This window comes from Pseudomonas veronii, assembly GCF_001439695.1.
Classification (GTDB): domain Bacteria; phylum Pseudomonadota; class Gammaproteobacteria; order Pseudomonadales; family Pseudomonadaceae; genus Aquipseudomonas; species Aquipseudomonas veronii.
This window is the reverse complement of sequence record NZ_JYLL01000031.1, coordinates 54,735-76,691: the sequence shown is the minus strand read 5'-3', so window position 1 is coordinate 76,691 and position 21,957 is coordinate 54,735. Positions and strand designations below refer to the sequence as shown.

The following is a 21,957-nucleotide window of genomic DNA, read 5'->3' as shown; positions in this document are numbered from 1 at the left end:
CATCGAACCCGCCGCTTGGCTCAAGGATACGCTGGAAAAACTACCCAGCTGGCCCAACAGCCGGATCGATGAGCTATTACCCCTCGCGCCTCAACCTGAGTAAAGGTGGGGCGGCTGGACGCTTACGAAGTTTGCCCAGTGGGCTTCGGTCCTTTTTCGATATTGAGCTGTGTCGGTCGTAGTATGTGACGTTCGATGATGGATTGAGAAATCAGTGACGACCAAAGGCACATTACGGCTGTCACTAGAAGAGATATCATCCCGCCATCAGCTCAAGAGCGGCTCCCTGGCCGGCCAATTCCGGCACTCCCTTGGGCATAACGACAAGGATTGTTGCGCATGGACGACATCGTTCAGCACCTCACGCCCCAAGAAGACGTCCCGCCTAAAGAAGTAAAAGTCCTTGCCACCTTGGTAGCAAAGCTGAATCTTGCAGATTTTCAGAACGCTATCCCTGTGATTCGCGAGCTTCGTATCTCGAACGAAACGAGCGATCGTTTCGTCAATGCCACTCTTACGCTTAGCTCGGCCCCCGAGGTATTTAAGTCCAAGATCTGGCGGATCGACGAGATCGCTGCAGATAGCTTCCGGGTCATACCTGGGCTTGATCTTGTTTTGGACGGCCCGTTGTTGAGTCGCCTGACAGAGTCAGAGATGTCGACCTTTACGTTTGTCCTCGAAGCCGATGACAAGGAGGCGGAGAGCGGTCGCAAGGAAGTTGCTTTGTTTGAACAGGTCGTAGATCTTCTGCCCAGAAACCAGTGGGGCGGATTGCGCCATATACCAGATATGACGGCGGCTTTTGTTCAGCCAAATGATGCGGCGGTTGAAAGGTTGCTCAAACGGGCAGCCGAGTTGCTTCGTCTCAGCGATAAGCCATCTGCACTTGATGGATATGAGGGAGGTCCGAAAAGAGCTTGGCAGTTGGCTTCGGCAGTGTGGGGCGCCGTGGCGCGCATGAAACTCGACTATGCGTTGCCTCCGGCTAGTTTTGAACAGTCCGGACAGAAGATTCGGAGCCCTAGTCAGATTGCTGACTCCGGGTTAGCTACTTGTCTCGACCTAACTTTGTTTTTCTGCGCTGCATTGGAGCAGATCGGTCTTAACCCTGTGATCGTATTCACACATGGTCATGCTTTTGCTGGTCTGTGGCTTAAGCCAGAAGAGTTTACGACTGCCGTTGTGGATGATGTCACTGCAGTACGTAAGCGGGTGAAGCTTCAGGAACTCGTGCTATTTGAGACCACGCTTATTACCCACGCCTCGATACCGCCATTCTCTTATGCGGTAGAGATGGGCACGAAACAGGTAGCCGAAGACGCTGAAAGTGTTTTCGAGATGCTGCTAGATATCCGTCGCGCCCGTTTGCAACGTATCAAACCTCTCTCCAGCTCAGAGGCTCAGATTGCACGTGTCGCCGCTGCTGAGTCTGATGAAGCCCCATCGCTTCTTGTGGAGGAAGGGATCGGCATCGCCGATGACAATATTAAGGTGCAGGTTGAGGATCTGTCTAAGCTCGACCCAGCAGATCGCCTCGGCCGGTGGCAGCGAAAGCTTCTGGATCTGTCGCTTCGAAATAACTTGCTCAATTTCAAAATGGGTAAGCGAGCGCTGAAGCTTGAATCTCCTGATCCCGGTGCTCTCGAGGACATTCTTGCAAGTGGACAGTCTCTGAAGCTGCTTACCAGGCCTGACCTGATGGATGGCGCAGATCCGCGTGAGCGCGCACTCTATGAGCAGCGTGAACGAGAAGATGTTCGCCGCCGTCATGCTGAAGATGCTCTCAAACGTAGGGAAGTATTCGTTGCGCTGACGTCCGCCGAAATGGATGTCCGGTTAACTGAGTTATATCGAAGCGCTCGTACTGCTTTGCAGGAGGGTGGCTCCAACACGCTTTTCCTGGCCATCGGTTTTCTTAGTTGGACGCGTGAGGATAGGGCCGGGCAGAAGTATAAAGCGCCACTGGTCTTGGTTCCTGTCACTTTGGAGCGTAGGAGCGCACGTTCCGGATTCACCATGGTGCTGCACGATGACGAGCCTCGTTTTAACCCGACTCTGATCGAGATGCTGCGTCAAGACTTTGAGCTGGGCTTGGGTTCACTGGAGCAGGAGCTGCCTCGGGACGACTCCGGTCTGGATATCGCAGCCATTTGGAACAAAGTTGGTCATGCGATCAAGGATATCCCTGGCTGGGAGCTGAACGAGGACGTTGTGCTCTCGATGTTCTCATTTGCCAAGTACCTCATGTGGAAGGATCTCGCCGAGAATGCAGAGCACCTTCGACAAAGTCCTGTGGTCCAGCACCTCCTGGATACGCCGCGCGATTCGTTCATCTCCAATACGCCGTTTCCGGAGGCTGAGTCGCTGGACCGTGATTACGGCCCGACTGATGTGTTCTGCCCACTGCCATCTGATTCATCTCAGCTTGCGGCGGTGATGGCAGCGGCCAAGGGCAAAGACTTCGTTCTCATCGGCCCACCTGGCACGGGTAAAAGCCAAACGATTTCCAACATGATTGCCCAGTCCATCGCTCAAGGGCGCCGGGTGCTGTTCGTATCTGAGAAAATTGCTGCCCTGGATGTCGTGTACCGGCGCTTGCGTGAAATCGGTCTGGGTGAGTTTTGCCTTGAACTTCACTCCAGCAAGGCTCGAAAAACGGATGTCCTTGCTCAGTTGCAATCGGCTTGGGAAGCGAAAGGGGAGGTAGATGCTACCGCTTGGGAGGTGGAAGCGCAGCGGCTCGCTTCCCTGCGTGACAGCCTTAATATTTATGTCGAGCGTCTGCATCGTCGGCACCGCAATGGCTATACGATCTACGATGCTATCGGGACAGTGACATCGGGTGTTGATGAGGCAGTAGCTGCGCTTTCTTGGCCATCCCCGGACACTCATGATCAGAAGGCCATGCTTGCGCTTAGAGAGCTGGGCGACCGCCTTGAAGTGAACGCGCAGGCTGTGGGTTACAGTCAGCTGGCAGGCAACGCTTTGTCCGGGGTAGGCCAAGCAGAGTGGTCGCCTCATTGGCAGCAACAATTCGTGCAGGCGGCTCGTGACGTGCTTCCCGCTGTGCTTGAAGTCCAGCGAGCTGCCGATCGCTTTGTTGAGCTTTCCGGGCTTCCTGTTACGGAGTACACCCCAACAGCACTTGAGGGGCTATCGATCCTTTCTCGAGTACTTCCCGCTGCCGCTGGGCATGATTGGCGTTTCGCACTGCGCCCCGATGCTCGCTCGATTTCTAAACGCCTGAGTGACGGCTGCACTTGGGTCGACGAACACCGGGACATTAACTCCAGACTCTCATCCTTCTGGTCCTCTCGTATTATTGCTGAAGCTAAACAAGGCATTGATCTGCTGCAGCAACGCCGCGCTACGTTCGTTGATCTAGGCCCCGCCTGGCCAGAGAATGTCACTGACGTTCTCGGGCAAGCTGTCACATTACTGCGTCAGATAGACGACCTCAAACACCAGCTAACGGCGTCCTATGGGGATGCGATTGAAGTACTTGATACCGAACTCCTGCTGCGCGAATGGAAAGACGCGGAGGAGTCTCTCTGGCCTAAGTCTTGGTTCGGAAAACGCCGCATCGCTGGGCTATTGGCACCGACTCAGACGTCAACAGATGAAGTCGACAATGGCAAGGATCTCGCTACTTGGGTAGAGATTCGGTCGGTGTGTCGAGCAATCGATGAGCTGGAGCCAGGTCATGAGTGTGTTGCTGTTTGGCAAGGTGCCAAATCCGAAGCAACGCATCTTGAGACAGCGATCAAGCTGCAAGAGGCTATGCGGCTTCAGAAAAGTAATTCTGCTTGGATCGATGACGGCTTGCAGTTGGTTGAGCAGGGCCAGCTAGGTGATGAGCTGAAGGAGGAACTCCGCCGGCTGCGTGCGCTGACTCGTCTCGATGTTGGGTTAGATGAGCTGGTTGATCTCAGCTCAGCAACGAGCGCTCTTTGGAGCGGTTTAACCACGGATATTGACGTGCTGACTGCTGCTCTGCGGTTCCAGGCTGAACGACGTGGCATAGAAGAACGCGGTCGACTTGTCGACGACCATCCTCATGTAGAGGAGGGGCGTTGTGGCTCGTCGTTAAAAGCTGATTTTGAGTTGCTCAAGAACAGAGCAGCAGTTGAGCGAGAGTTGGTGGATCTGGCCGATCTGCGAGAAATCGTTCCTGTCTGGAATGACTTGAAAACGAAGGTTGACGTCGCACGTAGGGCGGTAGCGTTCCAAGGGGAGATGGCTACCGCGGTGGCGAAGCTAGCACTCAATCCAGAACAGGTCGCGGCCTACAAAGCACCGCTTCAAACTTTGCTGGGTGACGGTAACGCATTACTTGAGCCGGAGGCTACTATAGCCATCGCCGGCGTTACCCTTCGCGAAAAGCTCGAGCTGCTCCAGGAGCGAGCAGCGCACCTGACTGCCGTCGGTCGTTTCACCGAAATGGGCGTCATCGAAACCTCCAACCTGGCACTAAGTGATATCAAGAAAAACTGCGAAACTGTCGTCTCGTCTGAATCGCGTCTGAAGGCATGGTGCGCTTGGCGGAAGGTTCGCGATGAGGCCTACGCTGTCGGCCTAGCTCCGATTGTTCAATCGATGGAAACAGGAGCCATCAGCTCTGGAAAAGTCCGTCGTGTATTGGAAGTAAATTACGCCCGCTGGTGGCTGAACACGACGGTCGACAACGAAGAGGTGATCCGGACGTTCGTCAGCGTGGAGCATGAACAGCGCATTCGTGATTTCCGGGCTTTGGATGACAAGTTCACCGAGTTGACCAAGGACTGGCTCCGGGCTCGGCTATGTTCCGACCTGCCAAGCCAAGACAGTGTAAGTCGCTCTTCAGAGTGGGGAGTCCTGCGACATGAGATGGGCAAGAAGACCAAGCACATTCCATTGCGGGAGCTGATGAGTCGTGCGCCAGAAGCGCTAACCAAGCTGACTCCATGTTTGCTCATGAGCCCTCTATCCATTGCTCAGTATCTGCCTCCTGCCTCAACGCCATTCGATCTCGTTATCTTCGATGAGGCATCTCAGATACCTGTCTGGGATGCCGTCGGCGCAATGGCCCGAGGGAAGCAAGTGGTGATGGTGGGCGACCCCAAACAGCTCCCTCCGACTTCGTTCTTTAACCGAGCTGAGTCGACCGCTGAAGATGAGGATGTAGAGGCTGATCTCGAGAGTATTCTGGACGAGTGCATCAGTGCCAATCTGCCAATGCGTAATCTGAACTGGCACTACCGTAGCCGCCACGAAAGTCTGATCGCTTTCTCGAACCTGCGATACTACCAGTCGAAGCTGGTGACCTTCCCATCACCGTTTACGGCCGACAAAGCAGTACGGTTATGCCCAGTCCCGGGTGTATATGACAAGGGTGGGTCGCGAACAAACTTAATTGAAGCAAGATATTTAGTTGCTGATTTGGTTGCCCGCCTACAGTCTCCAGCCTTCCGCGAAAGCGGGCGGACCGTGGGGGTCGTAACCTTTAACGGCGAGCAACAGAAGCTCATCATGGACATGCTGGATGAGGCTTGCCGGAAAGACCCATCACTCGATTCGTATTTCGCTGAGTCCGAGCTGGAGCCTGTGTTCGTCAAGAACCTTGAGAGCGTTCAAGGCGATGAGCGAGACATCATCTATTTCTCGACCACCTACGGAAAAGACGCTGCCGGTGTGCTGTCCATGAACTTCGGTCCGATGAACCGCCCTGGTGGTGAGCGTCGACTGAACGTGGCAATAACCCGTGCTCGCCAGGAGCTTGTGGTGTTTTCGACCTTGCGCCCAGAGCATATTGATCTAGCTCGTACGCAAGCGATCGGGGTTCGAGATCTTAAGCACTTCTTGGAGTTTGCAGAGCGTGGTCCACGGGCTCTCGCAGAGGCTGACTTTGGTAGCGTGGGTAGTTTTGACAGCCCATTCGAAGAGGCAGTTGCAGCGGCCTTGGCTAAAAAGGGATGGCAGATATTTACCCAGATTGGCGTTTCCTCCTTTCGAATAGACCTTGGGGTTGTTCACCCTGACACACCTGGACGGTACCTTGCCGGGATTGAATGCGACGGTGCTACCTATCACCGCAGTGCGACCGCTCGTGATCGTGACAAGCTCCGTGAGTTTGTACTGCGTGGACTTGGCTGGGAGATCGTTAGGATATGGTCGACGGACTGGTGGGTTGATGCAATTGGAACTGCCGAAAAGGTACACCAACGGCTGAACGAGATTCTAGCGGATTCCCGAGCCAAGCAGGCTGTCATCGATGCAACTCAAGAGGCAGAACGACTGAAAATCGACGCAGCTATGGCTGAGGTCATTGAGGTAGTAAGTCAGGTTACTGTGGTCGCCACAGTGGATAGTGTGGCCGAATCCAATGACCCCTCCGGCGCGTTGCCTGGTTTGAAGTACGCCAAGGCTGCATCTATCACACCAGATGAGGATGTCCTGGATTTTGCTCGTCCCCTTGAATATTTGATTTATAAAGAAGCCGACCCTCGTCAGGCGGTAGGGTTGGTCGATCCAGACCAGTTCTTTGAGGCGAGTTACACGGAAACATTGGAGCAGATGATTGCTCATGTCGTAGCGCAAGAGGGACCTGTTCTGGACACGGCGCTCGCAAGGCGCATTGCCCGTGCTCATGGCTGGGTACGAACCGGGTCACGGATACGTGATCGCGTTGACCAACTTGCCCGGGCTCGATTCCGCTCACATGAAGAAGAGCAGACAGGAGTCTTTTTCTGGCCGACTCATATCGAGTCGGACTCCAGTGTCGTCTTCCGTAAGCCTGGCGACGAAGATGCTACGAGAGGGCTATCTGAAATCTGCCTGCCAGAACTACGTGCTTTGGTTGATGAGATGGTGCGGCGGGGGCACGAAGGGGAGGCCTTGATATACGCGGTCGCGAAAGAAGCTGGTGTAAGCAAGCTTGCTCATGCGGGACGTCAGCGGATTGAGAAGGCCATACGTCAAATGGCGGAGTAAACGAGAAACATGGGGGCCGTGAAGGTCCCCTTACTTCTGGGTTAACTGATGTTTCGGTTACCAAATGCGCAGGTGATTCAGGCAATACATACGAGTTATGTTAATGTGCCATCATATGAACGGTATGGAGAGTCGTGATGGGGTGGAAAGGGACTGTACGTTCGCTGCAAGCGTCTGCGCGGCGATCAGAGCGCAACGCTCATCGCCGTCAGCGTGAGCTTGAAAAGCGACAGAAAGAGTACGCAAAGATGGAAGCGCTCGAACAAGCAGCGTATGAATTTGAGGTTTACGAAAATCACGTAGATATCCTCCTTTCGATGCACAAGGAATGTGCCGAGCCCGTGAAATGGAAGCGACTTCTCTCCAACCCTGAACCTAGACAGCCACTCAAGAGCAATACTCTTGAGCAAGAAGCTACGCATGCGGCCGCTACATATCACCCCAATTTCTGGGCTCGTCTCTTCAAGCTAGAGGCTCGTCAGCGCGTAGCCCTTGCAGGCAAGATTGGCACCGCGCAGGCGGAAGACGAAAGGCAATATCAGGCTCAGCTTGTTGAATGGAAAACTGCCCATACCGAGTGGGCAGGGGAGAGGGACATTGCGATCCGTATCCTTGATGGTGACCGTCAGGCCAAGCTAGATGCCATCGAAGCTTTCGAGTCGTTTGCAGAAATATCACACCTCGGCTCAGCTATTCAGATGATTGTTCATGAAGGTGGTGTCCTAGAAGCCAAAGTCGCTATCCATGGCTCCGATGTGATTCCGACCGAAATCAAATCTCTACTCAAAAGCGGCAAGCTGTCGACCAAAGCTATGCCTGCTGGGCGGTTCAACGAACTTCATCAGGACTACGTGTGCAGTTGCGCCCTGCGAGTAGGTCGAGAGTTGTTGGCAATCCTGCCGGATGACCTAGTCATCGTCACCGCTCTGGACAATGTGCTCAACAGCTCGACAGGTCATATGGAGGAGCAGCCGATTCTGAGTGTTGCGTTCTCTAGGCCAACTGTAGACGGGCTTAACCTCGAAACCATCGATCCGTCTGATGCGATGAAGAATTTTGTCCATAACATGAGCTTCAAAAAGGGCGCTGGATTTTCGGCTGTTGCCACCCTTGATGCTCAGCGCTTCGCCGTAGTCGTATAACTGAATCATCTGAGAATCCAGAGAATGACATGGCAAACATGAAAAAATTGGCTTGTACACAGGCATATTGGGGGCTTTGGCATCAGTGGTAGCGCTCGTCCTTCCGACCCCGGCGGTTTCGCACAGCTCCAGCGGCAACAACAGTCCGGTCATTTCTGGCAATGGCAATAACGTCAACTATCAATCCGGCTTTCTCGATCTTGAAACGATAAGAGCCCAGCGTCCCAATATTAGTGATCAACAATACGCTGCAATTAAGCCCGGCATGACATATGAACAGGTGCTGGATATCGTCAAGATCCCTGGTAAAGAGGCTGCCAGCAGCGGCAATGTGCAAGTCTATACGTGGGGGACGGAGGTTTACGTATACATGGTGGTGACCTTGGTAAACGGCAAGGTTGAATCCAAGTCACATTGACGCGGTTCCATGGTATTGCATCGCCGGGTAACTTCATGGATACCAGGCGACGCAGTTCAGCATTGATCTATTTGCTCCGAGGCTTACCGGCGTCACTCCGTTTGTCTCGAATTTGACCATCTTGATTTCGCGAGCGAGGCTGTTCGCCACCGCCGGGCTTCGGAACGGTCACATCTTTGTTGATAGGGCGTCGATCAGTCATCGTAAATCTCCTACGAGTGTGGGGCTTTTACACCTAATCTCTTAAGCTGACTTACACTAAAGCACATCATATAGTGGTTTGTGTTTGTCACAAACACAATATAGCGCGTTTTTTTACATAGACAATGATTGGTGTCTGTTTGTGTTAACACGGGGATTTTGTCGGTTAGCGCATGAAATGTGATGAACCTGTTAAATGAGCGCTTGGACTTGGTTGCGTGCCTTGCGGATGTCCGTCAAGGATTGGCGCTCCCAAGACCCGCAAGCGTACTCTTTGTTCTGCTCGCCCCACCGATACCGATAGAAAAAGCTGACCGGCACGCCGTCCCTACGGACTGAGATTCGAACGGCGAGATTGCCATCCTCCCTGAGGATCAGGCCGGCATCATTAGCGCTCAGCGACTCGAGTTCTTTGATGGTGATTTTGGCCATAAAATGGGTTCCCCCTACTTTTACCCCCCCCCACAAAAACGTCGACTCTTGATGGACGTTCCTGGACTCTCGTAGAGCAGAACACCGCTGGAGTTCATGTAAATACCCGCTTAGAAAAATCCAGAGTAAAATTCTGGAAGCTTTCGAGAAGTATTAAAAAGGAGATGGGGTGCTAGGGGGCGAGTGTTCGAATCACTCCGTCCCGACCATATAATTCAACGACTTAGGCCAATGTTCACAGCATTGGCCTTTTTCGTGTGCGTGACATTTGCGTGACTTCTCTATTTTTCACGCCTGCTTCCCGCTCCAAAAGGGGTCTGCCGGGAAAACCAAAGGTCATTCGCCTCTTGCCGGTGTGGCCGCATTTTGAGCAGTCGCTTGCTTCATACGAGCAACGGTATTCAGCGCCGCAATCACACGAACATCCACTGCACTCGAGCGTGCATGTCTGGATCTGCTTGTCTTGGCCATTCCGCTTGATCAGGTAATTGGTGCGTCGTTCCAGCCGAAAGCCGGTTAGTTTCTCGGCCACCGTGTAAGTAGCCGGATCCCATCGGAAGTTGTATTTGGCCTTTGGATCATCGGCGAGTCAGTTTACTTGGCGCATGGCGATTCCTCGTCCTCGAATCAAGCGGGGGCGCGCACCGAGCCTGGGTATCTCTTGCGCAAGACGCAACGCGACGTTGCGTCCTGACCATATTCTCTCAAGATGCAGTGCCGCCTATGTTGTTGACCTGGAAAACATCAATGCGCGTGACTTTTTCTGAAGAGTCACCGCTGTCGAACCTCAGGAGTCTATGGCATGGGCGTTTCTACAAGAGATACAGCAGCGACGATACAAAAAGCGTCGATGACAAAGGGGCTCGTGCTTCTGTTTGCTTTTTGTTGCGGTGCCATCGTGGCCAACATCTATTACGCTCAACCGATTATCAGCTTGATCGCCCCGGATATCGGCATGTCGAGTGGAAGCGCGAGTTTCATCGTTTCGCTGACTCAGATTGGTTATGCGCTCGGATTGTTTTTCCTGGTGCCCTTGGCGGATCTGGTAGAAAACCGTCGGCTGATGATCGCGACAATTGTGATTACGATCTTCAGCCTGGTAGCCGCCGGTTTGTCCAAGCAGCCGAGTGTATTTCTAGTGGTGTCGGCACTCATCGGTTTCAGCTCAGTCTCCGTGCAGATGCTTATCCCGTTGGCGGCACATCTGACACCGGAAGAATCTCGCGGTCGGGTAGTTGGCGGGATTATGGGTGGCTTGCTGCTAGGGATTCTGCTTGCGCGGCCGCTGTCGAGTCTGGTTGCCGATCATTTGGGCTGGCGGGCGGTGTTTATCGGGGCCGCCGCCTTGATGCTCGTTATCTCCATCGTGATTGGCATGACCATGCCTAAATGGCAACCGACCCATCGCGCGTCGTATGGTCAATTGCTGATGTCCCTGGGACAACTGTTTTGTCGCGAGCCCGTGCTGCGTCAGCGCGCGCTTTATCAAGGGCTGATGTTTGCGGCGTTCAGTTTGTTCTGGACCGCTGTGCCGTTGATATTGAGTCGTGAGTTCGGCCTCACGCAAAGTCAGATTGCGATTTTCTCTCTGGTCGGCGCGATCGGTGCAATTGCCGCACCTATCAGTGGTCGACTCGCTGATGCAGGACATACTCGACGAGCGTCGCAGTTGGCCATGGTGCTGGGTATATTGAGTTTCCTACCGGCCTTCATCAATCCCTTCTACGGTGTGATTGGGTTAGCGGTCACCGGTGTAGCGCTGGATTTTGCAGTGCAAATGAACATGGTGTTGGGTCAGCGAGCCGTCTACGCCTTGGGCATTGCTAACAGAGGCCGTCTGAATGCGTTGTACATGATCAGTATCTTTATCGGTGGTGCAATCGGTTCTTCGGTGGCCAGTTCGCTTTATGAACATGCCGGCTGGTTGGCGATTGCTGCGGTGGGAAGCGGATTGTCACTGGTCGCTTTGGTCGTCTTCTCGGTGGTTTCTCGTCGGACCCGAACTGGCGCAATGCTCAAGATGAACAACGGGTGAGTCAAGGAGTGTCATGGACAAGCTGCTCGCATTGAAGATGTTCGTCCAGGCTGTGGATTCGAAGGGCTTTTCTTCTGCCGCTCGACAGTTAGGCCTGGCGACGTCTTCTGTGACTCGGATGATCGATGGGCTTGAGGCGGAACTAGGCGCTGTCCTGCTTAATCGATCCACGCGTCAAATCTCATTATCAGATGCCGGGGCCGCCTACTACTTGAAAGCGCGGGAGGTGCTGAATGCTGTCGCCGAGGCGGATGCCTCGGTCACTGACCGCGGGGAACTCCCTGCGGGTCATCTTCGTATTTCCGTGCCTGTAGCGCTGGGGCGCCGTCTGATTGCGCCGCATATTGCCTCGCTGTTGAAGCGATACCCTCAACTTGTGTTGGACATGACGCTCTCCGATGACATCGTCGAATTACTGGGGGAACGCGTCGATCTGGCGATCCGATTGGGATCGGCAGCAGCCATGGATGGTGTCGTCAGTCGTCCCGTCGGTCATTTCAGACGCCGGGTTGTGGCCAGTGCCGAGTACCTGAATGCACATGGTTTTCCTGAACATCCCATGGACCTCATGCAACACGAGTGTCTGCGTTTTAGTTACGGCCCAAAGCAGCAGGTGTGGACTTTCTTAAAGGAAGGTGAGGAGACTCGGGTACCGATTGAGGGGCGCTTCAAAAGCAACAATGCGGAAGTTTTACGTGAGGTTGCGCTGGCGGGTGGCGGGGTGGCTCTGTTACCTGACTGGCTCGTCAACGACGATATTGGCAGCGGTGATTTGACGTCATTGTTCGAGTCCTTTGTTATCAATCCGAACGATGCCAGTTCGGCCATTTCTGCGTTGTATCTTCCCAATCATCGTGGCTCCAAACGCGTCAATGCGTTTATCGATTTCATCAGCGAATTGCTCGGGCCTGAAGGCTTGGCCGAGCGCTGATCGCCTCATTGCTGTTTTCGCATGTTTGATCCACGACGTAACGAACCCCTTTCGCCGTGTGGCACGGCAGATCCCGGAGATTTGAATGAGCACTGCGACATTGCATTACGTCTACGACCCGTTCTGTGGCTGGTGCTATGGGGCGGCGCCGATGATCACGGCGGCCACCGCTATTCCTGGCCTGGAAATTCAGGCCCATGGCGTGGGCATGCTTTCGGGGGACAAAAGCAAGTTGATGTCGGGTGAGTGGCGCGATTTTGTTCGTCCTCACGAAGCCCGGATTACGGCATTCAGCAAACAGACCTTCGCGGACGCCTATGTTCAAGGCGTACTGGAACATGAAAATGTCCAGCTGGACTCTTCACCACCGATTGCAGCGATGTTGACCGCTCAACAGCTGTCCGGACGTGGTATCGAAATGCTCAAACGCCTGCAAATTGCCTACTACCAAGAAGGTCAGGCCATTGCTGACCGAGGGGTAATCGCCGGCATTGCCAATGAGCTTGGGTTTGAACCCGAATCGTTTATGGCAACTTTTGATTTGATCACGGCAGACTCATTGCAAGACCACATCAAGCGCAGCAACGAGATGCTTGAAGCTCTGAATGCGCGCGGCTTTCCGGCATTTGCGCTGGAGATCGACGGCCAAATGGAAGTGTTGGCCATGGGGCATTATTTAAGCCGACCTGCGTTGTTCAAGAAGGATATTGAAAGTCGTCTGGCCAAATAGGTGTGGTTCATAGCCAGTGCATTCTTTTGTTTTGTATGATGCCTTAATGAAGCTCCAGCGAGGCGTTATGCAAGACTTAAAAGATAGAGACGAGAACGAGTCGGGAAAATCAGCGAAATCAGCAGACCCCGTCAAATCGACGACTCGACGCCTTTCGCCTGAGGTCAGGGAAAAGCAAATCGTGCAGAAAGCTATCGAGCATTTTGCGACGTGCGGATTCTCGGGCAGTACCCGTGAGCTGGCGCGACAACTGGATATTACCCAACCGTTACTCTATCGATATTTCCCCAGCAAAGAGGCACTGATAGACCGCGTGTACGACGAGGTATATCAGTGGGATTCCTCGTGGGAGGCGATGATCAAGGATCGTTCCGAACCCCTTCAGTCTCGCCTGGTTCATTTCTACACCTCATACGCTCGTGTGATTCTGCGGCGAGAGTGGATTCGTATCTTCGTATTCGCCGGGCTGACACGTGAAGGCATCAATGATCGGTATCTGGCTAAATTGCGTGAGCGGGTCTTCATCCCTGTCATTGCAGAAATCCGTCAGACTCATGGATTGGCGCCATCCTCAGGGGACACGATCAATGAAAAAGAGCTCGAGCTGATCTGGAGTCTGCATGCCAGTATTTTCTATATCGGTGTTCGCAAATGGATTTACGATCTTCCAGTGACTGAAGACATAGATGCGCTGATCGAGCAAATGGTCGATGCGTTCCTTAACGGCAGTCCCCATGTATTGCAGCAAGTCGATAACGATTTGGGTAAGAAGCCTCGCTTGAATTGATCGGTTTCGATTTCGTGTTTGTTGCCTCCTGATCGCCTATTTTGCCCTGCTTTTCTGTCGACCACTCATCACCTGTTTCAGCCTTCAACTGAGCGGGTGAGGAGGGGTGTCCGCGCACCATCCTGCTCTGAAAAGCCCTTTCCCAACGCCTGAAGCCCGTTCGCTGTTGGCGACGCCACAGCGTGGTTCAAGCCTGTCCTCAAAAATTTGATCCGCCACCTATTTACTTCAATTTCAGCTGGTCGTATTGTTTATCAACTGATAAATAAATACAAAAAAACTGTTGGAGGCACCATGCAAGTCGTGAAGCTCGCTCACTACTCGATCCGGTCGTTCGACCTGGAAAAGTCCAGTCGATTCTATGAAAGGGTCCTCGGTTTTACTCCTGGCTACCGGCCGCCATTCGATTTTCCTGGCGTTTGGTTGTACATGGGCGGTGATGAGAAGGACTTCGGCACGGTCCACATTATCGGGATTGATCCTTCCAATCCTGAAGGCCTGAAAAAATACCTGGGCGATAAAGAAATCCCGCTGACAGGCACTGGGACGGTTGATCACATTGCTTTTTTGGTCACCGGCCTGGTCGAGTTCTGGGACGTCTTCAAAGCCGAAGGGATTGCGTGGCGCGATCGCACCGTGCCGAGCCTAGGCCTGCATCAAGTGTTCATCGAAGATCCGTCTGGTGTCACCATCGAGCTCAATTTCCCGGCCTCCGAGATCGATGCTGTGGGTTCTTACGCCTCCCATGCCTCTGCAACGGTGGGAGAGCAGCCATGATGAACGCCTCGAACAAGCCCCGCGCCATAGTCGTGGGCGGCTCGCTGGGCGGCCTGTTTGCAGCAAATATGCTGTTGCGCAACGGTTGGGACGTTGAGGTCTTCGAACGCGTTCCGGATGAACTCGCTGGACGAGGCGCAGGGATCGTTACACACCCTGAGTTGTTCGAAGCGATGGCCGCAGCGGGAATTCCCCTCGACGCATCGGTAGGTATCGATGTGCTGTCGCGCGTCACTTTGGCCCAGGACGGCGAAGCCGTACTTGAGAATGCGCTTCCACAAACGTTGACCGCGTGGGGGAAGATGTACCAGGTGCTTCGCTGTGCATTCCCAGACTCACGGTATCGCTGCGGTGGCAGTGTGGTGTCGGTCGAAAGTACTGAAACCCATGCCAGCGTGACATTGGCCGATGGGACGACTCATCAAGCAGACGTCATTGTTGCGGCTGATGGGTTTCGGTCGACGATTCGCCAACATTTTTTACCCGATGTGCACCTGCAATATGCCGGCTATATCGCCTGGCGCGGGTTAGTCGATGAAAGTGCTCTGTCTGACGCTGCCCACGCCGCACTTTTCGATAAATTCGCGTTTTGTTTGCCCCCGCATGAGCAGATCTTGGGGTATCCAGTTGCCGGGCATTCCAACAGCACCCTTGTCGGCGAGCGCCGTTACAACTTCGTGTGGTACCGCACCAGCGATGACGATGACTTGAAGGATTTGCTGCGTGATGAAAGCGGTAAACAGTTTGAAGGCGGAATTCCTCCGGCGCTGATACGTCGTGATGTGCTCGACAATATGTACAAGTCCGCAGAGACATTACTGGCCCCGCAGTTTGCCGAAGTCGTTAAGAAAGCTGCTCAGCCGTTATTCCAGCCAATTTACGACCTGGAAGTACCGAAGATGAATTTTGGCCGTGTCGCGTTGCTCGGCGACGCGGCATTCGTGGCGCGTCCCCATTGTGGGATGGGCGTTACCAAGGCCGCCGGTGATGCGTTGGCAATCGTGGACGCACTTGCGCGACATGCAACGGTTGAAGAGGCATTGGCGGACTACAGCGAGCGGCGCTGTCGTTTCGGCGCGTCGATTGTTCAGCACGCCAGGCATCTTGGCGCGTATATGCAGGCGCAACTGAAAAGCGAGGAAGAGCGTGACATGGCGGAGTTGTACCGGACTCCGGAAGCCGTGATGCGTGAGACTGCAGTGCCCGTGAAGTTTTAACTCAGCCACAAGCCATTTGCTGGAGATCACCATGGAACATACATATCCGCAAGACGGTGGCCCGACCATGTCCGCTGAACAGGTTGACGACACTATTCAAAACCCGATTCTCGAAAATACGGAGTTTCGTGCTTTGGTAAAACAGCGCCGACTATTTTCGTGGAGCATGACGGCGCTTATGCTCGCCGTCTATTTTGGTTTTATTCTTTCCCTGGCCTTTATACCTGCCCGTTTGGGTACGCCTATCACAGAAGGGCAGCCGATGACGTGGGGCGTGCCAATCGGTTTTGGAATGCTCGCTTTCACGACTCTCCTCGTTGCTGTCTATGTCTGGCGCACTAACACCTGCTACGACCCTAAAATAAAAACAATTATCAGGAGCTTCAACAAATGAAGCGTCTACTTATTACAATCTCCGCCATGCTTGCTTCGGTAACGGTATACGCGGCCGATCTCCCTGGCGCCGTACAAAAACATAATCCCATTGCCATCGGCATGTTTTTGGCCTTCGTTATTTTCACGCTGTTCGTCACCCGCTGGGCGGCACGCAAAAACAATAGCGTCGCGGATCACTATGCCGCAGGAGGAAAAATCACCGGCTTCCAGAATGGCTGGGCTATCGCTGGCGACTACATGTCTGCGGCGTCTTTGCTGGGCATCTCCGCCTTGGTTTTCACCAGTGGATTTGATGGGCTGATTTACTCGATCGGCTTCCTTGCCAGTTGGCCGATCATTCTGTTTCTGATTGCGGAGCCACTGCGAAACCTGGGGCGCTACACCCTGGCGGATGTACTGTCCTATCGGTTGAAACCGCGGCCCATACGGGCATTTTCAGCCTCCAGTTCCATTGTGATCGTGTTGCTTTACCTGGTTTCTCAACTGGTAGGTGCCGGAAAACTAGTGGAGTTGCTGTTTGGTTTCGATTACACCGCAGCAGTGCTTCTAGTGGGCACGCTAATGGTGATTTATGTTTTCTTTGGTGGGATGTTAGCAACCACCTGGATTCAGATTATCAAGGCCGTATTACTGCTGACCGGCTGCGTCTTCATGGCTTTCATGGTGCTGTCCCAATTTGGATTCAGCCTGAACCAGCTGTTTACTCAAGCGACCCAGGTGCATCCTTCCCATATAGCAATCATGAGTCCAGGCGGTCTGATCAGCGACCCGGTGTCTGCGATTTCCCTAGGCCTGGCATTAGTCTTCGGCACGGCAGGCCTTCCACATATTCTCATGCGGTTTTTCACTGTCGGTAACGTTAAGGCCGCACGCCAAAGTATTCTTTATGCCACCGGTCTTGTCGGCATAGGGTATGCCCTGATCGTAATCATCGGCTTCGGCACTATCGCCTTGGTTGCCAGCAATCCGGCCTATCACGATGCATCAGGGGGAATATCAGGCGGCGTTAATATGGTTGCGATTCACCTCGCACACAACGTAGGCGGTAATGTGTTCCTAGGGTTTATGTGTGCTGTGTCGTTCTCGACGATATTGGCGGTGGTGGCTGGGCTCACCCTTGCAGGCTCGTCTGCTGTTTCGCATGACCTCTATGCACATGCCTTGCGCCGGGGCACCGCCAGCGACCGTGAAGAGATGCGCGTCTCTCGCGTTACAACCATCGCGTTGGGGGTGTTGTCGATTCTATTGGCCATTGCTTTTGAAAAACAGAACATCGCATTTATTGTGAGCTTAACGTTCTCCATCGCCGCAAGTTCCAACTTTCCCGTGCTGTTATTGTCGATTTACTGGAAGGGCCTGACGACACGTGGCGCCGTGATTGGCGGATCGCTGGGGCTGGTATCAGCCATTACCCTATGCATTCTTAGCCCGACCGTGTGGGTCAAGATCCTCCATAATCCGCAAGCCTGGTTCCCATACGAATATCCGGCCTTGTTTTCCATGGCCGTAGCCTTTGTCGGTATCTTTTGGTTCTCTATTACCGATCGCTCGGTCAGTGCCATAGGTGAGCGCAATCGATTCGAAAATCAGTTGGTCGATTCTGAACTGGGTACGCCGGCAACATGGAGAGCGCTGCTGAAGGCTGATTGATTCGGGTTATTAGTGTTCGCGTTAACTAATTGCTGCATGAGCTCCAGGCGCTCACGAGCGTGCGCCTGGCTACCGATTCAGACGTTTCGCCGGAATCGGGTGGCTGACTTTTGGCTGAAGGGCATAACGTCGACACCGCCCGGATCGGTCATGACCCCAGCGCATCCTGCCAGCCACGTCGTGCCAGGGGCAGATCGAGCAAACGCTTGCCGGTGGCATCGTTGATGGCATTGCCCAGTGCTGCGGCCATGGGGCCCTGGACGATTTCTGCGGCACCCAGAAATGGCTGATCCGGCTGATCAATCATGTGGACCTCGACCTGTTGCGGTAAATCCGGAAAACGCATGATCGGATAGCCGCTCCAGTCGAAGCTGTGCATGCCGCTGGCGTCATAGAGGATTCGTTCATAGAGCGTCCAACTCGCGGACTGCACGATGCCCCCCTGGATCTGATTGAGCAGCCCGTCGGGGCTGACAATTTGCCCCACGTCGACGGCGGCGACTACGCGATCGATCATCACTTGCCCGGTCTGACGCTGCACATGCAACTGCACGGCGATCGCGCAGTAACCCATGATGTTTTTGTAGCGGGCAAAGGCGAAGCCAATTCCGCTGCCGGGTCCCGTTGCTTTGTGCGGCCAGCGGAACTCAGCGGCCACGCGCTCCACCACCGCCCGTGCTCGCGGATCGCTCAAATGATTCAGGCGAAATTGCACCGGGTCGATGGTGGCCCTAGCCGCCAGTTCATCGACGGTGCTTTCGATGGCGAAGATGTTGATGTGGGCACCGAGCGAACGCATGGCCGAGGTCCTGAATGGCATGGTCAGCACAAAGTTCATGTCGACCTTCAGGTTGGGTATCTCATACAACGGAACGGCATTACGGTCGCCGTCACCTTCGGGCTGAGCAATCGGCACCGAAGGTGCCGGGGTGAAGGGATTGGCCAACAGCCACGCCGGCAACAGGCGCCCGGCATTGACGATACGTTCGTTGTGCGGGGTGCTCCAGAGCTCGTATTTCCAGTCACGAAGACGCCCACTGTCGTCCAGTCCCGCTTCCACCTCGGCAAGCATGGCCGAGCTGTACGGCTCCCAGAGGTTTTCCTGTTCGCGCATCCATTGCACCCGTATCGGCTTGCCGGGAATGGCCATGGCAATCAGCGCGGCATCGGCGGCGGCGTCATCGGCGCCGTTGTGGCCATAGCAACCGGAACCTTCAGCGTGGATGCAACGCACCTGAGCCACTGGCAGGCCGACCATCTCGGCGATACCCGCGCGCAGAGGGTAGACACCTTGGGTATGGGTCCAGACGGTCAATGTTCCATCCTTGAACCAGGCCACTGCGCAGGAGGGCCCGATGGAGCCGTGCATCAGGTATTGCTTGGTCACCCGGGCCTTGTAAGCACGCGGCAGCGGTTGCGGGAGGTCACCCTTGGCGCTCACCGGATAGCGCCGCGCCGGTAATTCGGTGAGGAGTTGATGGATATGTGTCGAGTCAGGCAGCGGGTTACCTTCTGTCCAGCGGGCCTTGGCGTAGCCTTCGCGCATCGCTTTGACCGCCAGCCATTCATCGGTGGCGACCACGGCGAGGTAGCTGCCATTGCGGACCAGTTTCACCTCGCCGGGAAGTTGCCTGAGGGCGGCCTCGTCGATCTCCAGAAGCTGACTGCCGCGCCGGGGCGGGCGTATCACCCGGGCGTGCAGCATATCGGGCAGCCGCATGTCCTGCACATAGGCCGCACCGCCGCTGACTTTGGCCGGGATGTCCAGCCGAGGCAACGATTTGCCGATCAGGGTGAAGCTGCCAGCTGGCTTGAAGGGCGAGTTGGCCGACGCAAAGCGATGCAGTTGAACCCCCACCACTGCCTGTGCGTAGGTCATGCTGCGGCCTTGTGTATCGTAGATCACCGCATCCCGCGTGGTCAGGCTGTCGATGCTGCGCTGCCATTGCCGTGCTGCGGACTCGAGTAACAACTGCCGCACCTGGGCCGCGGCGTTGAACAGTGCAGTGCCGCTGTCGACGATCGTATGGCTGCCGGCGGTGTAACCTTCATTGGGTGTCAGTGCAGTGTCGGCAGTGAGAAAACGGATGAGCCCAGGTGACACTTCAAGGCGTTCGGCGGCGATCTGCAGGAGCGCAGTTTTAACACCCGTGCCCAGCTCCACTTTGCCGGTGTAGACGGTGATGCCATCTTTCGCATCGATGCGGATCCAGGCGTCCAGATAGGGCGTGGCCCGCAGGCTGCCGGGCAGATCAGGCGCCAGGATTGTCGTACCCAAGGTGTCCACCTCGGTGTCAGCGAAGGCTCGGGGAATACCTGGAAGCATCGCGAACCCCATCACCAAAGCCCCGTTTATCACGAAGGCGCGGCGGCTCAGATTGACGTTTTGCGTGGGGTTTTTCATACCTTGCCTCCCTGCGCGACAACCGACTTGATCGCGGCGAAGATCCGCACGTGGGTGCCGCAGCGGCATAAATTCGGTGCCATGTGGCGGCGGATCGTTTCATCGTCCGGATGAGGGTTGGCCTCCAGCAGCGCCTGCGCCCTCACGATCATTCCCGCGATGCAATAACCACACTGGGCGGCCTGTTCATCGATAAAGGCTTTCTGCAACGGCCCCGGTTGGTCGACGCTGCCCAGGCTCTCGACGGTGCGTACCGATTTGCCCGCCAGTGCGCCGCACGGCGTCAGGCAGGAAAACACCGGCTTGTCGTTCACTAACACGGTGCACGCGCCGCACTGACCCAGGCCGCAGCCGTATTTGGCGCCATTGAGCCCCACCTGGTTGCGCAAGGCATATAGCAGGGGCATGTCGTCCGCGATGTCCAGTTCGTGAGTCTTGCCGTTGATGTCAAGTGTGATCACGGTTGCTGCTCCTGAGCCCGAATACTTTTGATTGTCTTGTCGAGATCCGTCCAGGGTCGGTTTGCACAGCTTTCATTGCGCAAGTACTCGGCAAGTGCGGCCACATGGGTGTCGTCCAGGTTGTGGGCGAAGGCAGGCATGTAGTGGCTGGAAGCGGCGCTGGACATCGGGATGCCCTGCAGGATGGTCTGGATCAAATTGCGTGGCGAGTCCGCCCTCACCGCCGAGGTGTTCGCCAGTGCCGGCCGCGATTCAATGACGCGCATCGGCGCCGCGCGGCCATGGCAACTCGCGCAGGCCCCCTCGAACAACGCGGCGCCCCGCAGCGCCGTAGCGCTGGGCTTGACCCCAGAGGTGCAGGGCGGCGATGGGGCATCCGATGAAGTTTTCTTGAGGTCAAGAATGTACTGCGCGATGGCATGCGCGTCTTCCGCCGGCAATTGCGCGATGCTCAGGCTGACCGGCAACATCGGGCCCGCCGCTGCGCCATGTCCTTCGGCGACCTCGCCCGTCAGATAGGCGACCAACTGGGCTTCATTCCAGGGGTGTTGTGCCTCGGTCATTCCGTGCAGGGCGGGAGCTGTCCAGCCGTCGACGACGCCACCGTTGAACAGTTCGCTGCCTTTCTCCCCACCAATCAGATTCAGGGGCGAATGGCACGACGAACAGTGCCCCGCGCCCTCGACCAGATAACGTCCGCGGTTCCATTGTGCTGATCGGTTGGGAAGTGGTTCCAGCGGATCCCCATGCAGGAACAGTAAGTTCCAGAAAGACACCAGCGGACGGAAGTTCATGGGGAAGACCATATGATTTTCCGGTGCGGTGTATTTGATCGGGTCCACGCTCATCAGGAAAGCATAGGCGTCGGCAATATCGGCATCGCTCAGCTTCCGGTAATGCACGTAGGGGAAGGCCGGATAGAGAAAGTGGCCGTCACGCGCGATGCCTTCACGCATGGCCCGTTCAAAGGCGTCCAGCGACCACTGACCGATACCGGACTGCGGGTCCGGGGTGATGTTGGTGGTGAAGAGGGTTCCGAAGGGCGTTACCAGCGGCAACCCACCGGCCATGTAGGCGCCCCCTGGCCGTGTGTGACAGACCGCACAGTCGCCCGCTTCGACCACGCGGCGGCCTCTGTCCAGCGTCTCGCGATCAGCATTCAGGTGTTGGCTGACAGTGGCAATTTCCGGCCTCCACATCATCCAGAACGCAAAGCCTAACCCCGCGACGCCGATTGCCAGAACGGCACCGATGATCGTCTTGCGCTTCATCGCCTTACCTCTCGAGCTGAATTAACGACAGATTTTTCAATCCGCCGCGTGCGATGGGCGGCGATTTTCCATGTCGTGAGCTTAGAGAGGGCGCTTGTGATGGAGTACCCCATCAAGGCGCAACGCTACATTGCGC

15 protein-coding genes and 1 pseudogene are annotated in these 21,957 nt (G+C 55.2%); 12 read left to right on the top strand and 4 right to left on the bottom strand.

The annotated features are described in order from the left end of the window. From TU80_RS32085 to TU80_RS26045, 4 genes are all read left to right on the top strand, one after another. Positions 1-103, top strand: a 103-nt coding sequence (locus TU80_RS32085) for a transposase domain-containing protein (RefSeq protein WP_156422911.1), incomplete at its 5' end; no start/stop codon positions are given. A 236-nt stretch (positions 104-339) separates the two neighbouring features. Then, positions 340-6,969, top strand: coding sequence for an anti-phage protein ProA (gene proA, locus TU80_RS26055; protein WP_057005738.1), 6,630 nt, complete (start codon positions 340-342; stop codon positions 6,967-6,969). 248 nt (positions 6,970-7,217) lie between these two features. Continuing rightward, positions 7,218-8,111 carry a hypothetical protein gene (locus TU80_RS26050; protein ID WP_233099077.1) on the top strand — a complete coding sequence of 298 codons (894 nt, stop codon included), beginning with the start codon at positions 7,218-7,220 and terminating at the stop codon, positions 8,109-8,111. 52 nt (positions 8,112-8,163) lie between these two features. Continuing rightward, positions 8,164-8,529 carry a hypothetical protein gene (locus TU80_RS26045; protein WP_057005736.1) on the top strand — a complete coding sequence of 122 codons (366 nt, stop codon included), beginning with the start codon at positions 8,164-8,166 and terminating at the stop codon, positions 8,527-8,529. A 396-nt stretch (positions 8,530-8,925) separates the two neighbouring features. On the opposite strand, the pseudogene TU80_RS26040 reads toward TU80_RS26045, so the two are convergent. Then, positions 8,926-9,162, bottom strand: a pseudogene (locus TU80_RS26040) (DUF4102 domain-containing protein); the annotation flags it as partial. An 802-nt stretch (positions 9,163-9,964) separates the two neighbouring features. Here TU80_RS26040 and TU80_RS26035 point away from each other — a divergent pair. The 8 genes from TU80_RS26035 (at position 9,965) to TU80_RS26000 (ending at position 17,685) form a co-directional block, all read left to right on the top strand. Next, complete coding sequence (locus TU80_RS26035; RefSeq protein WP_057005734.1) at positions 9,965-11,197, top strand: MFS transporter; 1,233 nt, start codon at positions 9,965-9,967, stop codon at positions 11,195-11,197. Between the two features lie 13 nt (positions 11,198-11,210). Then, entirely contained in the window at positions 11,211-12,128 is a 918-nt protein-coding gene (locus tag TU80_RS26030) for a LysR family transcriptional regulator (protein WP_017847603.1), read from the top strand. An 85-nt stretch (positions 12,129-12,213) separates the two neighbouring features. Next, positions 12,214-12,858, top strand: a complete 645-nt coding sequence (locus TU80_RS26025) for a DsbA family protein (RefSeq protein WP_046382730.1) — start codon at positions 12,214-12,216, stop codon at positions 12,856-12,858. A gap of 67 nt (positions 12,859-12,925) precedes the next feature. Next, on the top strand, positions 12,926-13,645 hold the full coding sequence (locus tag TU80_RS26020; protein WP_057005741.1) for a TetR/AcrR family transcriptional regulator: 720 nt from the start codon (positions 12,926-12,928) through the stop codon (positions 13,643-13,645). A gap of 294 nt (positions 13,646-13,939) precedes the next feature. Then, positions 13,940-14,422: a VOC family protein gene (locus TU80_RS26015; RefSeq protein ID WP_057005733.1), complete on the top strand. Its 483-nt coding sequence runs from the start codon at positions 13,940-13,942 to the stop codon at positions 14,420-14,422. Then, on the top strand, positions 14,419-15,639 hold the full coding sequence (locus tag TU80_RS26010; RefSeq protein WP_057005732.1) for an FAD binding domain-containing protein: 1,221 nt from the start codon (positions 14,419-14,421) through the stop codon (positions 15,637-15,639). Before TU80_RS26015 ends, TU80_RS26010 begins: the two co-directional genes overlap by 4 nt. Positions 15,640-15,670: 31 nt before the next feature. Continuing rightward, positions 15,671-16,033: a DUF485 domain-containing protein gene (locus tag TU80_RS26005; protein ID WP_057005731.1), complete on the top strand. Its 363-nt coding sequence runs from the start codon at positions 15,671-15,673 to the stop codon at positions 16,031-16,033. Further along, positions 16,030-17,685 carry a cation acetate symporter gene (locus TU80_RS26000; RefSeq protein ID WP_057005730.1) on the top strand — a complete coding sequence of 552 codons (1,656 nt, stop codon included), beginning with the start codon at positions 16,030-16,032 and terminating at the stop codon, positions 17,683-17,685. The genes TU80_RS26005 and TU80_RS26000 overlap by 4 nt, the downstream gene beginning before the upstream one ends. 148 nt (positions 17,686-17,833) lie before the next feature. On the opposite strand, the gene TU80_RS25995 is transcribed toward TU80_RS26000, so the two are convergent. The 3 genes from TU80_RS25995 to TU80_RS25985 are packed head-to-tail and all read right to left on the bottom strand — an operon-like array spanning position 17,834 to position 21,821. Continuing rightward, positions 17,834-20,089: a xanthine dehydrogenase family protein molybdopterin-binding subunit gene (locus tag TU80_RS25995; protein ID WP_057005729.1), complete on the bottom strand. Its 2,256-nt coding sequence runs from the start codon at positions 20,087-20,089 to the stop codon at positions 17,834-17,836. Further along, entirely contained in the window at positions 20,086-20,550 is a 465-nt protein-coding gene (locus TU80_RS25990; RefSeq protein WP_017847599.1) for a (2Fe-2S)-binding protein, read from the bottom strand. The genes TU80_RS25995 and TU80_RS25990 overlap by 4 nt, the downstream gene beginning before the upstream one ends. Then, positions 20,547-21,821, bottom strand: coding sequence for a c-type cytochrome (locus TU80_RS25985; RefSeq protein ID WP_057005728.1), 1,275 nt, complete (start codon positions 21,819-21,821; stop codon positions 20,547-20,549). The genes TU80_RS25990 and TU80_RS25985 overlap by 4 nt, the downstream gene beginning before the upstream one ends. Positions 21,822-21,957 lie beyond the last annotated feature (136 nt).

Coding starts and splice junctions, on each gene's coding strand:
- TU80_RS26015 (WP_057005733.1), top strand. CDS start 13,940: ATGCAAGTCGTGAAGCTCGCTCACTACTCGATCCGGTCGTTCGACCTG.
- TU80_RS25995 (WP_057005729.1), bottom strand. CDS start 20,089: ATGAAAAACCCCACGCAAAACGTCAATCTGAGCCGCCGCGCCTTCGTG.
- proA (WP_057005738.1), top strand. CDS start 340: ATGGACGACATCGTTCAGCACCTCACGCCCCAAGAAGACGTCCCGCCT.
- TU80_RS25985 (WP_057005728.1), bottom strand. CDS start 21,821: ATGAAGCGCAAGACGATCATCGGTGCCGTTCTGGCAATCGGCGTCGCG.
- TU80_RS26030 (WP_017847603.1), top strand. CDS start 11,211: ATGGACAAGCTGCTCGCATTGAAGATGTTCGTCCAGGCTGTGGATTCG.
- TU80_RS26000 (WP_057005730.1), top strand. CDS start 16,030: ATGAAGCGTCTACTTATTACAATCTCCGCCATGCTTGCTTCGGTAACG.
- TU80_RS26020 (WP_057005741.1), top strand. CDS start 12,926: ATGCAAGACTTAAAAGATAGAGACGAGAACGAGTCGGGAAAATCAGCG.
- TU80_RS26050 (WP_233099077.1), top strand. CDS start 7,218: ATGGAAGCGCTCGAACAAGCAGCGTATGAATTTGAGGTTTACGAAAAT.
- TU80_RS26025 (WP_046382730.1), top strand. CDS start 12,214: ATGAGCACTGCGACATTGCATTACGTCTACGACCCGTTCTGTGGCTGG.
- TU80_RS26005 (WP_057005731.1), top strand. CDS start 15,671: ATGGAACATACATATCCGCAAGACGGTGGCCCGACCATGTCCGCTGAA.
- TU80_RS26010 (WP_057005732.1), top strand. CDS start 14,419: ATGATGAACGCCTCGAACAAGCCCCGCGCCATAGTCGTGGGCGGCTCG.
- TU80_RS26035 (WP_057005734.1), top strand. CDS start 9,965: ATGGGCGTTTCTACAAGAGATACAGCAGCGACGATACAAAAAGCGTCG.